This is a genomic window from Gottfriedia sp. S16(2024) (assembly GCF_050473765.1).
In the GTDB taxonomy this organism is placed as follows: Bacteria; Bacillota; Bacilli; order Bacillales; family Bacillaceae_G; genus Gottfriedia.
Genome location: NZ_JBFLUO010000001.1, coordinates 638663 through 654424 on the forward strand (window position 1 = coordinate 638663; position 15762 = coordinate 654424).

Annotated in this window: 7 protein-coding genes; 1 reads left to right on the top strand and 6 read right to left on the bottom strand. The window is 35.9% G+C overall.

Annotation, left to right across the window (positions count from 1 at the left end; genetic code table 11):
* Positions 1 to 430: 430 nt before the first annotated feature.
* From AB1282_RS03155 to AB1282_RS03170, 4 genes are all read right to left on the bottom strand, one after another.
* Positions 431 to 3562 (bottom strand): efflux RND transporter permease subunit, encoded by a 3132-nt coding sequence (locus AB1282_RS03155; protein ID WP_429898423.1) that lies wholly within the window; start codon positions 3560 to 3562, stop codon positions 431 to 433.
* Complete coding sequence (locus AB1282_RS03160; protein ID WP_156339625.1) at positions 3559 to 3732, bottom strand: hypothetical protein; 174 nt, start codon at positions 3730 to 3732, stop codon at positions 3559 to 3561. The genes AB1282_RS03155 and AB1282_RS03160 overlap by 4 nt, the downstream gene beginning before the upstream one ends.
* 546 nt (positions 3733 to 4278) lie before the next feature.
* Positions 4279 to 4590 carry a hypothetical protein gene (locus tag AB1282_RS03165; protein ID WP_429898424.1) on the bottom strand — a complete coding sequence of 104 codons (312 nt, stop codon included), beginning with the start codon at positions 4588 to 4590 and terminating at the stop codon, positions 4279 to 4281.
* A complete protein-coding gene (locus AB1282_RS03170; protein WP_056467928.1) occupies positions 4583 to 5344 on the bottom strand; it encodes a helix-turn-helix domain-containing protein in 762 nt (253 codons plus the stop codon). Before AB1282_RS03170 ends, AB1282_RS03165 begins: the two co-directional genes overlap by 8 nt.
* 668 nt (positions 5345 to 6012) lie before the next feature.
* On the opposite strand from AB1282_RS03170, the gene AB1282_RS03175 reads away from it, so the two are divergent.
* On the top strand, positions 6013 to 6480 hold the full coding sequence (locus AB1282_RS03175) for a hypothetical protein (RefSeq protein ID WP_429898425.1): 468 nt from the start codon (positions 6013 to 6015) through the stop codon (positions 6478 to 6480).
* 374 nt (positions 6481 to 6854) lie between these two features.
* On the opposite strand, the gene AB1282_RS03180 is transcribed toward AB1282_RS03175, so the two are convergent.
* Both AB1282_RS03180 and AB1282_RS03185 read right to left on the bottom strand, forming a co-directional pair.
* On the bottom strand, positions 6855 to 14924 hold the full coding sequence (locus AB1282_RS03180; RefSeq protein WP_429898426.1) for a GH36-type glycosyl hydrolase domain-containing protein: 8070 nt from the start codon (positions 14922 to 14924) through the stop codon (positions 6855 to 6857).
* A gap of 410 nt (positions 14925 to 15334) precedes the next feature.
* Positions 15335 to 15532, bottom strand: a complete 198-nt coding sequence (locus tag AB1282_RS03185) for an aspartyl-phosphate phosphatase Spo0E family protein (protein ID WP_429898427.1) — start codon at positions 15530 to 15532, stop codon at positions 15335 to 15337.
* Positions 15533 to 15762 lie beyond the last annotated feature (230 nt).

The window sequence follows — 15762 nt, forward strand, 5'->3', positions numbered from 1 at the left end:
TTAGTAAATTTTTCCTAAAAGAATAGGATAATTGAATAATCTACCACATCAAAACGTTGGTATATCAATATTGGTAGTCCTTGTATGCTCAATCTCTCATCTAAACAAATTTACATAATTTAAATAAAATACAAGTAAATAACATAAATAATTACTTACTATGAATTTGAACGGCCCCATCTAATCGGGGACGTAGTAGAACAATTACTGCGTAAAAGAAGTAGAAAGATAGGATTTAATTCTAAATGTACTCCAGGAGTCTAGACCGTTTACCGTTATGGGCCAGAAATGATCATATAAATGGAATTCATAAATAGAAAAAAGAACCGTTTTTAAAACGATTCTTTGATATAACGACAAGAATGAGCATAAAGTCTACAGCCAAAACCAAAGACCTAATTCCCGGGATACAATAAATACTAAACACTTCCTAAACGGTTTTCTTAAAGTTATGACTGAAATCATCAACGATGCCGTTGGATTCATAGTTCTTATGTAGCCATTTATACAGAATAGGAATCATAAATAAGCTGATAAATGTGGAGCTAACTAACCCACCAATCACAACTATACCGAGAGTTTGAGAGATAATGGTGTCAGTTCGAGATGATAAAGCTAAAGGCATTAGTGTTAAAATTGTTGTTAAAGCAGTTGTGAGGATCGGCCTAATTCTAGATAATGTACCTTGTAATAGTGCTTCATCTAAACTATATCCTGCCAACCTATTTCTCTCTATTTTATCTACTAATACAATACCATTCGTAACGACGATTCCGGTTAACATTAACAGCCCGACCAGAGCGGCCAGGTTCCATTCTAACTGGAAGATTAGCATTCCTGCGACTGATCCAATGAAGGCAAGCGGTATACAAATTAATACTGTGAGAGGTGCCTTCCATCCCCTGAATACACAGCTGATAATGGAAAGAACGATCAAAATGGAAAATGATAAAGCTATGCCCATTTCATAGATCATTTCCTTTACTTGCTCAGGAGCTCCTGTAAAAGAGTATTTGACTCCTTCGGGCAGCGGAGTATCCTTAAGTACATTTTTAACTTGTTTCGTTACTTTCCCTACATCTCTAGAGAGAATGTTTCCATTAATAACAGCGTATGGATGACCATCCTTTTCTTGTATCACAGATGAATCTGTTATGGGAGCTGCAACAACAAGCTGATTTAATCTAAAATTTCTTCCCTCTTTATTTATAAACGATTCGTTACCCATCTGATTTAATAATCGCAGAGCCGGATCTGTTTCATTGATTGTCTGGTCGTTCTTACTATCCACACTCTTAAGATGTAAAACGATAGGATAAGTATTTTTGTTAATCGAGATCTCGCCTATTGTGCCTTCAGCAGTGTATAACTTGAACCTATTTATTATATCTGATAAATTCAGACCATTTTGTTCAATCATCTTTCTGTTTAGGGTTAATTGATATTGAGAAGCGGTGCCTTCTTCATCAGCCAAACCTTGCACGGCAAGTCCCGGTATCAACTTTAGACGATTTCCAACAGAGCGTGATAAATTTTCAAGAGTTTGGCTATCCGCACCACTTAGATTAATTTTTAATAAAGAGTCATCTCCCGAGATACTCTTATCAGTTACCGTGTAAATTGCTGAACTTTTAAGAGAATTCAACTGCTTTTGTAATTGGCTGGTCATTCTATTTTTATCTGCACTTTTCCTAATACTTAGGGACAGATTGGCTATATTCGGCTGCTGTATCCATCCACCTCCAGCATCAAATACATCGTCTGATTGAGGAGTGAAAGAAGAACCGAGGCCGGAAGAAAATGAAGAAACGTTTGGATTCATTCGCAAAAGTCCTTCAACTCTCCTCACTTCTTCGTCTACTTCACTCAGCGATGTATTTTTCGGTAATTCAATTTGAATGCCGAGCTGCCCTGTATTATTCGTCATGGTCAGGAAATTTACAGGAAGCAAGGCTGAGGCTACACCCAAAACAACAAATATAATTACAGTTATTGTACTAAAAAGCTTCCTTTTCTGAAAAAACCAGCCATAAATCTTATCAGAACGTTGAGCCATGAAATCATCGTGTGCTGTGGGCTTTCCTTTCCAGATAAGATTATATAGAGCAGGAACGACAAGAACTGAAACTACTAAGGAAATAATAAGAGCAATAACAACAGACCATGCAAAACCTGAAAAGGCTGCGCCAACGAGACCGCCGACAAGGGCTATGGGAATATAAACGGCAACCGTAGTGGCCGTAGATGAAACAATCGCTGGAATCATCTCTTTTACAGCTAGCGTAATAAATGAAAAGCTTTTTAATTCTTTTCCTTCTTTTACTTTTCTGTTGATATTGTCTAAGATCACAATCGAATCATCCACAACTCTTCCCATCGCCACCACAAGGCCGGAAACGGTAAGAATGTTAAGGGAGATTCCTAATAACTTTAGGATGCCGGTAGTAGCTAAAAGACAGATTGGCAAGGAAATAGCAATCAATAAAGTGGAGCGTACATTGCGAAAGAATAAAAAAACGCAGATCATGGAGAACAAGCACCCCAATAATCCCTCTTTAACGAGTCCCTGTAAAGAATGGTTCACCTGCTGCCCTTGGTCAAAAAGTATGGAAACTTTTACATCTTTATTTTTAATCGGTGTTATATCTTGTAGTCGGCTGTGAATGCTTTTCGACAAATTGGTAATATTTGATGAAGGCGTTTTTAATATATCCAGTACTACACTCGGTGTACCTTTTGTTCTGGATATGGTCTGAAGATTAACAATCGAATTCGAAATATCTGCCACGTCAGATAGAGAAATGGTCTTACCATCAGCCCGACTTATAGGCAACTTCTGCAGATCTGTTTTGTTCAGCCCCCAGCCGTTCACTTTTATGGGAAGTGTCATCTGGCCGTCTGATAAGTCCCCTTCTGTTCCAGTTGTGTGTTGTTGTTTGAGGGAATTATTGATATCATCCACACTAAAACCGAACTTAATTAAATCGTCCTTGCGAATTGAGATGGCGTATCCAGCGTTTCCACCGCCTGACACTTGAATGTCCTTTATTCCAGGGACAGTTTTAAGTCCTTTTACCACTTCTTCTTGTACTGAAGTCCTAAGTATGTTTTCGGTAATATTGACATTATTGCTTTTTAGACTGATTGTCATAATAGGAAGCGAATGCGTACTAAGGCGGTTCACAAGGGGTTTGTCGGTTCCTTTTGGCAATGAAATTTCTTCTATCGCTTTATTCACTTGCTGCTCTGCCTTTTCCATATCATATTTCATAGGAAAATTTAGACTTATAAACGAGCCCCCATTAAAGGAATTGGTTTCCACATCCTGAAGATTGTCTACTACCCTGACCGCTTCCTGGATCGGCTTTGTTATATATTCTTTAACCTGATCAGCCTGTAGACTCTGTGCTTTTACCGTAACCGTAAGTGTAGGATTATTAATTTCCGGTAGATAATCCCTCTGCATTTGAAAGGCTGATATTGCACCCCATACTAAAACGATGACAGTAAGGGTAATAATGAGGCCAGCTCTTCTGATAGAGGCTTGTAGTAAACGATTCATTTTCTTCCGATTCTCTCCTTTATAAAGAAATTATTATGTACGTATACAGACAGTAGATGACCAACCATAGTTGTAAAACTAAGGTCATCTGTTTCACCATTTGCTTTAAATGACACAGCAAGCAATCTTGTTGCCTTCTTTACTCTCCTTTTTAATAGATTAATCCCCATCTGTTAATCTACAATTTCAGATTTGTAAAGCTATATAAATTCTTTGTTAAACCTATTAATTGAAGATCTATCTCCTAAAGTTCTTCATTAACTTTTCGAAAGACCTGCAATAGTCAAGATGGTAACCGGATCCATTACAACCTCGTAAATCCTTTCGAAGAACAAAAAAAAGGCAACAGCCACAAGGGTTTAATTGCCTCCGTTTTCCTATTCAATTAATTCTAAAAAGTTTTTCCGAGTATGTATTCCTTTTAATTATCAGGAATTAGAAGGGATTCCACCCATCTTTTCTTGTCCAAATAGTCATATTCATTAAATTAAAGACTTCTGAGCAGATTCAATACACCTTAAAAACAAAAGAATTATTCTTTCTTTTTTACGAATTTGTTTAGAAGCTCACTTAGGGGATTTTTCAACGTTGAAATCAATGTAGGATTAAGAATTGGAGATACATAGTTTTTCCCAGTCAATATGTACTGTGATACAAAATTTAGAAAGTCATCAACCGAACGAACATTATAGTTTTTGTCACATGGTTTTCGGTCATTAATTACTGGATGTGTATGGTGAGGTTGCTACATCATGATTGTGTTCATTTTCAAAAGAACAGATATTTCCTGAAGGATTACTTTTTTCTTCCCAACAATAGCGATATTGTATTAAATGACCATTCGAATCATACCACTCTCTGATTCGAGCCTTCGTATTTCCAAACTGAGGGTGTGGTTTTAAATCAATATTGAGTTGAACTTTCATGATACCACCTTTTAGGGGAACAAGATTTAACATAGGAGGAGAAGTTCGAAAAATCACTTCATACTTGATTAATAAGTTATAAAATTTGGAAGGATTAATCATTCTTACCCTCCTTGCGTCTAAGTAATAAATTACGTTTTTCTTCCTCTAACTCTTTCCAATCAAAGATATCAACAGACTCAGCCGAATGATCAATATCTTCATCGGTGTAGTTTCCGAAAAGCTTGTAAAAATTATCTCCAAACTGTTCTTCATATTCATGGATTTGATCATTGATCAACGCAATGCGTTCGTCAACTGTTTGTTTTCTGATTCGTTTCATTTGATAATTCCACTGAATTTGAAAAGCCATTACAGGATTTTTCCACGCTTCAATAGCATGCTTAGGTATTTTTTGTTGTCCTTTTTCACCAACTGCTTCCAAGCCCCTATCAATATACTTGTAAATCATTTGACGTGAGACACCTAATTCTTTTGAAGCCTGAGTAATAGACATTAATTCCTTTAAATCGTAGTCAAATACTAATCTACCTTCTGAAGTAATCTGATAGAACCACGTATCAAATTTAATTTTCACATTATTAAAATCCATTTTTTCCTCATGAATTTTTGAGGAGATATCCATCATTTCTTTCAAAAGGGAAGTTAATTCAGCATTTATTATTACCTCTGGTTTTAAATTAAATTTAACCTTTTTCGGCATAACATAATGTAGAATGTCATCATAAACTTCACTCATACTAACAGCCAAGTTGTTCATTAAAAACAATGATTCTTTCTCGTATCTAACAACATCTTGTTCACTAATCGCTTGATCAATTTGTTCTTCTGTCAATTTTAAAGTCAATGTACTCATCCTCATATCACCTCACACCCCTATCTTAGCATAGTTTACACTTTTTAAATATTGTATACTTAACAATTTTAAAATATTGTCACATTTTGTGTAATTTTAATAAATTTATTAATTGATATCAACTAAATTAGTGCAAGATCAACTTTCGAAAAAATACTGTTCACACGTGATGAACACCCTTAATTAGAATCTAATAAAATTTTAGAATATTGAACAAAATTGGTATTCGATATTTAAAGATATATAGATACTCAGTATACTAATGAATAGGGGGCAGCCATATGATTGAAAACAAAAATTCACGAATAATTAAAACGACTATATATTTCGGGTCATTTTTAGTGGTATTTCCGCTCAGTATACCACTCATGATAATCATGACATTTATGACAGATGATCCGTCTGTTACAAATTCAACAATTGATTGGATGTGGTACGGATATTTAGCATTTATCAGTTTATCAGGTTCAACGGTATTGAACTTTATATTCAAACATATTTTGGGAAACAAAAATACGAAAAAAACATGGATAATTTATATCTTGCATTTAATCTTGATACCATCTACTACAGGACTTTATGAAACGCTACTGTTTCAGTAAAAGGTAAGTTTGTAATATTGAAGGATTGCATAATGCAAAGGAAGAGATAGAAAAGAAGGTGTTTTAATGTCATTTAATAAAAAGAACTCAATGGCGATATCTTTTGCAACTATAATATGCTTGTTATTAAGTGGTTGTAAAGGAACTACAATTGAATCGAAGTTTGAAGATCAAGAAAGAAACCATTCGGCAGAAAAGGTGTTCGACAAAGTATACAAAGAAGAAGGATTTATCGGAAAAACAAATGTGTATACATCTGAAAATAAAAAAGTGGTTGTCGAAACAGTTGTGAAAGATACGAAAAAGTTTTACATCGTTCCACTACTTCTTGCATTTGATCATGTTCAAAATAAATTACGAACAAATTTTGATGTACATGTGAAAGTGTTGAAATCATCGGATTATGATTCCTGTACAAAAACATTTAAACGTGATGGTGAGTTACGTGGGAAATGGTATGATAAATGCAACATTACCTATGATCATGGATATTACACTAATGGAATGGGTACCAAAAAAATAGAAAATAAATAAATAAATAAATAAATAAATAAATAAATAAATAATTTTTAAACTCATAAAATAACAGGGAAAAGGATAAAGGTGACTACATTAGTCCCTCCATCCTTTCCCCTGTTTGTGCCTTTTGTCAGTTGTCTATTCTGATTTTAGAAAAGGTTTATTATTTTAAAACAAGCTCTGCCACACTCTCAACATGTGCAGTATGCGTTATCATATCTCTATATCAATTTTTATTATATATCCTCACATACCCTATAAAATCATTCACACTAATGAACCGACCCTCATCCATTCGAGTTACCCATTTTATTTTAAAAACAAATCTACTTATAAATTTTAAACAACTAAAAAGGAGTGCAAAAAATGCACTCCTTTTTTACATACAATTATATTACTTTAGAATATTGTATTCCTACATAAACTACTACTTGATGATTTTCCCCATCATTTTCGAGCAATAAGTACTCGCTATTTTCTTGTTTTTTTCCATCAACTAACCATGTTGATTCATCTTGGTTTTGGCCACAAAAAACCTCAATTGAATAGACCGAATTACCATATCTGTAATCAATACTAAATGAGTCCCACTCTATAGGAACACAAGGTTGTATATATAGACGGTTTCCTCTACACTTGATTCCCAAAATATATTCTAGACCTGCTTGGTACATCCAACCAGAAGCACCTGTATACCATGACCAACCTCCACGTCCTTCATGTGGATTTGCTGTGTAGACATCGGCCGACATTACATATGGTTCATTTCCATATGTTTTAATATCACGAATATTTTTTGTATGAGAGATTGGGTTTAAAATAGAGAACAGATCAAATGCCTTATCACGACGATTTAAGATTGCCCAAGCAACAATTCCCCAAATAACTCCATGAGTATATTGCCCACCATTTTCTCGAATTCCAGGTGGGTAGCCTTGTATATACCCCGGACTTGGATATGTTTTATCAAATGCTTTTGTTAGTAAACGTGCCAGATTCAAATCTCGATCTACAAGTTCACGATCAAATGAGCGCATTGCTCTTTCCTGACGATCGATTGGTGTCCCGTTAGCAATAACTGACCAAGACTGGGCGATAGCATCAATTCGGCACTCTATATTCTCCATTGAGCCAAGCCATGTTCCTGCGTCAGTAAATGCACGACGGAACCAAGTACCATCCCAAGCATTTTTATTCATGTTTATTTCCAATTGAGCTACTTCATGTTCAAATTGCTTTACGATATCTTGTGAAAGGATACCCTCTTCAAATTTCAAAAACCTCTTTAAAATATCTAATAAAAACCAACCTAGCCACACACTTTCCCCACGTCCCTTAGCACCAATCCGACTCATTCCATCATTCCAGTCACCTATTCCCATTAATGGAATACCATGTTCACCAAACTTCAAAGAATGTTTAATCGCGCGTAGACAATGTTCTAGAACTGACCCCTTCTCATCAGACACAACAGTATCCTCATAGCGCTCCAATTCTCCTTCTTTTAGCACTTCACTATACAAAAATGGTACCTCTTGTTGGAGAATTTCTAGGTCTTCTGTCTGTTCTATATAACGTGAAACAGCATATGGTAGCCACAGTAAATCGTCAGAAAACATCGTTCGAATTCCTTTGTGAGTTTCTTCATGCCACCAATGTTGAACATCACCTTCAAGGTACTGATGCGCTGCGTTTATAAGTATTTGGTTTTTTAATATTGTCGAATCTACATGTAAAAAGGCTAGTGAATCTTGCAATTGATCCCTATAACCAAATGCGCCTCCTGCCTGATAAAAAGCAGTGCGAGCCCATAATCGACAACTAAGTGCTTGGTACAGAAGCCACCCATTCATCATTATATCCATCGCTCGATCAGGTGTTTTAACTTTCACTTGTCCAAGAGTACTCTCCCAGTACTTTTTAACGTTTGAAAATGTTTCTTCATACGCAGAAGGCCTTCCGTATTGCTGTACTAGTGAACATGCTTCTTGTTTGGAAGCTGCACAACCAAGCAATATGCTAATCGTCACTTCTTCGTTAGCTGGAAGTTCGATAACAGTTTGTACGGCCCCACAAGAATTTGAAAACACACCAGTTTTCTTGTTAAGTGCTTCTTCTAATAATGCTGTTGGACACTCTAATGTATTGCCCCGCCCAATAAATTCTGTACGGTCACTCGTCCAAGAATACGTCTGATGAGAATTCGCTATCGTTTCTGGAAGCGCAATATGTATAAAACCAATCGCGTCACGAAACTTTTCTTGGTACTTGTTTTGTGCAAGTAGTGTACTATTATCTAAATTCCATTCTGTAACAATGAATGGTGCTTGAGCCTCTCTAAGTACCCCTAGAACCCATTCAGCATAATACGTTATGGCTATCTTCTTTAATTTATCACTTTTATTAAATAATCGAAGTCTAATAATTTTCAAAGGATCATCTAACGGAACTGTTGTATCCATAGTAGAAACTACATCTCCATCAAGTTGTTCGAAACTACTATATCCCCTACCATGTATAACCTTATATGTTCGATCACCACCCGCAGGTTTTTGAGTAGCTGACCAAACTTGATTTGTTCCAAGATCTCTTATATAAAGACATTCACCAGGAGGATCGAGGACCGGATCATTATTCCAAGGCGTAAGTTTACATTCACGGGAATTTCGCCACCAACTATATCCAGTACCTAATTCAGTTAATAAGCATCCAAATCTTGGATTAGAAATTACATTACTCCATGGTCTAGGTAAATGCTCTCCGTTTTTTACAATCATTTGATACGCATGGCCATCATCGATAAAACTACCCCTACCATTAAAAAATTCACCACCAGGGATACTAATCGCTCGCTTCTCGTGGTGTATTTGTTTTGAAACCTTGATTTTCCGTATTGGATGTAAATATTTTTCTAATAGACGTAATTGTGCACGTAAACTTGGCCCTCCTGCTTTCAATACTACTCGGGCAACAGCTAAGAGTAAATTTCTTTCATCCTCTGACAACTGGGTTGACTTCAATACAACAATTCGATTCATGTGATAGATTCCACGAGAAATAAGATTTTCATTTAAAGTCCTCATGAACTGATCTTGATAATTGCCAATTGTCTCATCTAATACCACTAAATCAATAGCTAACCCCATCTTCACTAAATATTGATGCTGACAAGCTAAAAGAGTAACAAAGGACAAATCAGACTCTTTTTTGATGGAAACTAAAATAATTGGCGTGTCCCCACTAATACCTAGAGGCCATAAGGAAGATTGTCCCAATTTATTGTGTGAAATTGCCTCACTACGAATTTTTGTTAACGGTGGGTTAAATAGAAGTCTTCCCGCTAAAATGTTTGCATCAGTAGCTTGCTTAGGTGTTAAATTCATCTGTCTAAGATCAATTTGTGATCGTACCCAAGCCAAGTGGAATGCTCGATCAACTTGTTTAGAATCACTAAAGCGCTGTACTATTTCAAGCGCTTGTTCATGACTTTTTGTAACACCAGTAACAAAATAAATAGTAGCGGTCTCATTAGTTCCCAATTGTAATGAGCGCCTCATTGAAAACGCCGGGTCAACAACGGAACCAGTTGATCCTTTTAGATGTGAGTAAATACCTTTTGGTGTTTCAAGAGTATTACCACGACCTATAAATTCTGCCCGATCTGTTTCAAATTCGTAATCGCCTTTCTCACGTCCATCTACAAAAATTGTGTGAACTGCCCAGATTTCATCCTCCTCATCCTCTCGTGGACGACGCTTAGCTAGCAAACATTGTGCATTTTTATCGAAGCTAGTTTCAATAAAAAGCTTACTAAATGCTGGGTGTGCACTATCTGCAGACTGACTTGCTAGCGCTAACTCTAAGAAAGATGTTACTTCTAATGTACGATTTTCACTACTGTTGTTAACTATCTGAAGTCGTCGTATTTCTGCGTCAATCTCAGAAGATATCGTCAAATCAAGTTTATAAGATATCCCTTCTTTCGTTCCTTCATAAGTAGTTTTGTCAAAACGAAATTGTGTTTTCATATCCATCGTTGTCTCATACGGGAAACCTGATGTACTCCAAGTTTCTTCAGAGTTGACATCATGAATAAAAATAATTGGCCCAGAAGTTCCTGATACAGGATCTTCTTTCCATCTTGTGACAGCTAACCCATTCCATAAAATCATGCCTGTGCCATCGTTTGCGTTTACACTAGTTAATTGTCCATTTGACAAAACATTAACCTCTGGAATGGAGCTCGGTCCAGTAAATGTACGTTCAGTGTCATCCAAATTACCATCAAATTCAGGAGCTTTTGCATCAATTCCTATTGGTTTTTCAATTAATGCGGCTTTTACTGGCACTCTTTCTTGGAGTAGCAAGTCCGCTGCACAAACTCGTGGATCATGATGGAATCGGTTTACCATAATATCATCAGTCAATAAATTGACAAGGGTTAACATGCTCATACCTTGATGATGTGCCATAAAGCTTTGTATTACTTTATAATCTTGCCCCTTAGGCATTCTAGCTTTTGTAAAATCAACAGCTTCATAAAAGCCATATTCACCTTTTGCACCATATTCTTTAAATTTTTGAAGTGCCAAAAGAGCATCATCACCTGCATATGGAATAGCCATAATGGTTGCATAAGGTGCTAACACCAGGTTTCGCTCTAAACCTCGTTCAAGTCCAAGCCCTGGAACACCGAATGCACGATATTGATAATTTAATTGATAATCAAACGCGTAATATCCGCTTTCTGATATACCAAACGGGAGTTGATATTTATCTGCATATTGACGTTGACGATAAATAGCTCCTCGATAAGTTGATTCCCAAATGGTATTTTTAAATGTCCTCATAATCAAGCTTGGCATCATGTACTCAAACATTGTTCCCGACCAAGACAATAGTGTCTTTTTCTTATTAAAAATTGTCATAGTACGAGCAAGTGTAAACCAGTGAGAAACAGGAATCTGACCAAGTGCAATCCCTACGAAACTAGCTTGCCTAGCTTCTGAAGCAAGTAAATCGTATAGAATCGTATCTTTATGATTTGAGTCAACGTGATAACCAAGGCTAAACAAGCGTTCATCATTGTTATATAGGCATCTGAAATCTGTTAGTTCAATGAGTTGATTAATTTCAATAATAATATTTTCAATACGAGATTGAAATTCTTCTTCTCTTTTTTTCCATTCTATTAGTCCCTGTCTTACTACCATCATATAAGCAATAAAGTTTCCTGAATCAACAGTGGAAACATATCGAGGAGAAAGCGGCTTTGCAGAGCATGTATCATACCAGTTAAGCAGATGTCCATTCCATTTTTCCATATTAGAAATGGTTTTCATCGATAATTCGATTCGATCAAGCATTTTAGATGTATCAATAAAATCTAAATCACGAGCGGCTACAACACAAGTTAAATATAGTCCAATATTTGTTGGCGATGTTCGATGGGCAACGGTTTCATTTGATAGATACTGTATATTATCAGGTGGTAACCAAGATTCTTCTGATGTAACATATTTTTCATAGAACGACCAAATTTGAAATGCTAATTCCTTTAATTCAGCACGTGCTTTATCCAACCAAACTCTACTTTCAACTTTTAACGGTCGATTTAATTGCTGTATGATTGGCCTTGCTAAAAACCACATAATTAGTTCCACAGTACCAAATATGTAATTTAAAGTACCTTTGGAAAACCATGCCAATAGACCAAACAATATAATTACTGCATATCCAATAGACTCGTACATAAAGACTCTTTTTGTAGCAGGATTGTTACTAGTCTGAGCAAATGTGACCCACTCTAGCAAATTACGTCGGCTAATGTATAGCCGGTAAAGAGTTCGTAAAGTAGCATCTACTACAAGAACCGATGTAAACGGCAATGTTACAAATTTAATCAGATTCTGCATAAAATTAATCTTTATTGCACGAATGCTTCCTCTCCCAATTGCACCTTGTAAAAGTGAAAAAAGAAAGGGAAGAAAAACAGTTAAAAGTACGATTGTTTCCCAAACCCAAGCTTTACCCGGTAATACACTAAATCCTAGTAAGGCAATTAGTAAAAGAGCTGGTGCAAGTAGACTACGGCGCAAATTATCAATAATGTGCCAACGTGTTAAACCACATAAATCAACTCGTTTATTCTCACCATTACGATCTACACAATTTTTTCCTAACCATTTTATAAGTTGCCAATCTCCTCGGATCCATCTATGCTCTCGATGTTGGAATGAATAAAAGGAACTCGGATACGACTCAACAACTTCAATATCAGAAGTTAGTCCTGCTCGAAGAAACCCACCCTCTAATAGATCATGACTAAGTACATGATTATCCGGTATCCGATTTACCAAGGTTTTTTGAAATGATTCTACATCAAAAATACCTTTACCCACAAAAATTGCATGACCAAACAAATCTTGATATACGTTTGATACGGCAAAAGAATACGGGTCAATTCCTGGCTCCCCTGCCCATAAAGAAGTAAAGCGTGACTTTTGTGTTGAGTCAAAACTCACGCCTACTCGTGGTTGTAATAATCCGAAACCTTCAATTACGCGTGTTTCATCTGCATTTAATCGTGGTCGATTATACGGGTAATGAATGGTCCCAGCCATTCGGCCAACAACTCCAATTGGTAATTGGGTATCTTGGTCTATTGTAAATACATATCGAATCTTCCTTAATATATCTTTATCTCCATGAATTGTTGTAAAACTAGAGTTATCACCACCAGTCAATAACTCAACAAACTCTACTATTTTTCCACGTTTCCTCTCCCATCCCATATAAAGATTGTCTGTTGGATTGTAAAGTCGGGATCTGTGAAATAAGAAAAATTTATTTTCCCCATATTCCTTACACAATGCATCGATCCTTGAAGTAACATATGTCAATAGTTCATGATCTTCAGCTTTTGATTCAGTCAACGCATCTGTAAAATCACCTAAAATACCGAAATAAATATTATTTTGACGATTTGCAAGATAATGAACTAAAAGTCGATCCACTACTTCATCTACATCTTTGGTGTTTGACCATATAACTGGAATAACGACCATTGTACTAGCATCTTCCGGAAGTTCTTCTGAATAATCAAACCTTAAAAGTTTTACAGTGCGACTATATCGACAAATTAATTTATGGGCAATCGTTATAGCCCACTCACTAACAGGTAATACAAGAGCTACTATTATCGCTATCCACGATAAAGGTCGAAAGAATCCCCCAGCTGTTATCCATCCACCAGAGAGAACCAATATTCCAATAAACAATAAAGCTACAGTTGATAAATACAAATACAATGGTCGTTTTCGTAAAGATATTTGTGGAAGAATACGTGGTCTAGTTTTCTTCAAAAGTGCTTTACGTATTTCTATGTTTCCTTGGGCATCAAACAAATAATAATCAATATAAGCCTTTCTCGGCATTACATTTGTTTGATCCGGCTCTACTATTTTCGATTTTGCCAGATGTAGTGCTGTCTCAGCTACTAACATTTCTGGTACTTTTAACTGGTTTGCAATCTCTGCAACACGTCCACGAATTATGTCTCGACTGTCTAAATCTAAACTTTTATAATCGATAGTTGATGAATCAGAAAGTAAAAATTGTTCTAGATGTGAAATTTTTGTAAATGTTAATCTCCATGGCTGTCGCTCTAACTTATGCAAGCTTTGAACTAAATTCCCGCAACTTACTTGCAAGTCTGCTTGCAATTGGTTCTCAAACGAAACAATCTGCTCAAGGCTTGATTCACTATTCTCTATGTGAGCTGCAAGCCAGTCATGAACAATATGCATATTCGCTTCCAATTCGCTCAAATGTCTCACTAAATGTACAATTTCAATTGGACCAAACGGTTTTTTACTTGCTTCTCTATCCAATAAAATTCGAATTTTATCGTCTGATAACTTTGTTATTTTTTCAAGAATTGAAGTAATAGAATCACATATTTCGTGACGACGTTGTACTTCAACCATCGCTCCAGACAAACGGCGTATTAAAGTAACTCGCATAGCACTTGGCAAAGCCCAGCATTCTAGATCTTTTAGAACAGATACCTCTTGGTAGGCTTTTATATACCCTTCAAATGAGTTGGCCTCATATCGACCACCCACATGCTCTAAGTAATCATTGCAAAGTGCATATATTCTTGGCATCCCAGTAGAATTTAACTTTGGTAGTTTATGTAGTGTTTCACGTGGCAGCTTACTTAACACTTCTTGAGCTTGAGTCTCTATAAAATTAATGTGATCTAGTAGCCAGTCTTCCGCTGGTTGCCTACAATTCACTTTATTGTTACTCAGTTTTTCTGCAAACGTATGTAGATTAGCCATATCTTTTCGAAATCCTGGCCAATAACGAACAATTAAAAAATTGTTCACAAAAATTTCCTGAGTTAAAGCAAACTCACGTCCTCTTTCTTTTAATTGTTCATTACTAAGTATCATATAAACCTCCTATGTAACTCGAAAAATAGTCCATAGTGGTAAATATTCCCTAAATCTTATTTATTATTTATGAAGATTAAACTTTTTGGAGCTAGGGGGATGAATTTTGAAAGAATGGAAGGAATAAAAACTTTTGAATCTGAAAAACTAAAAAACTGACCCTAAAGCACTTCAGTTTGGCAAATCTCTTAAAAGAAGAAAAAGGCAACGTACTAATTTCCGCTGCCTTTTATTTTGTATTATTTAGTTTTTAAAACAAGCTCTGCCACACACTCTACATGTGAAGTACGTAATTGACAATACATGAGATGATGCTTTAGTTTACATCTAATCACTAAATATAAAGGACATCTGACCATTAATATGAATACAAATTGGTGCCAAGTACTACAAGATCAGTTTATCGGTATCTAAATTATTAAGTACTCATACCGCTCTTCCCTCAAAGCCGTAAAGCTTTTAAATAACTGATTTATTAGCTGATCTAACTCTTGGCTACATTGAATGGTATTAGAATGAAGAAATCCATACTGCTTACAAAAATCATATAATTGATTTCTCTTTTTCTCTATCTCTAGTTTTGCTTGTAGTTGTAATAAAGTAGACATCCCTAAACCCCTCCATTTAATAACTCTTCAGTAAGAATTCTATCTTGATGTGACTGCTGAAATAAGCTGCCCATTGTTAGCTTCTGAAACTGTTACAGTATCTAGTTCTCATGAATTCTGGTGGGTAAACGCTAAAAACCCATAATCCTATCTGTAGTCTCTTTTCTCTGCTTATTCCTATAGAATAGAGAAATAAAGTGTAAAAAACCGGCAACGTCATAATGAAGCGT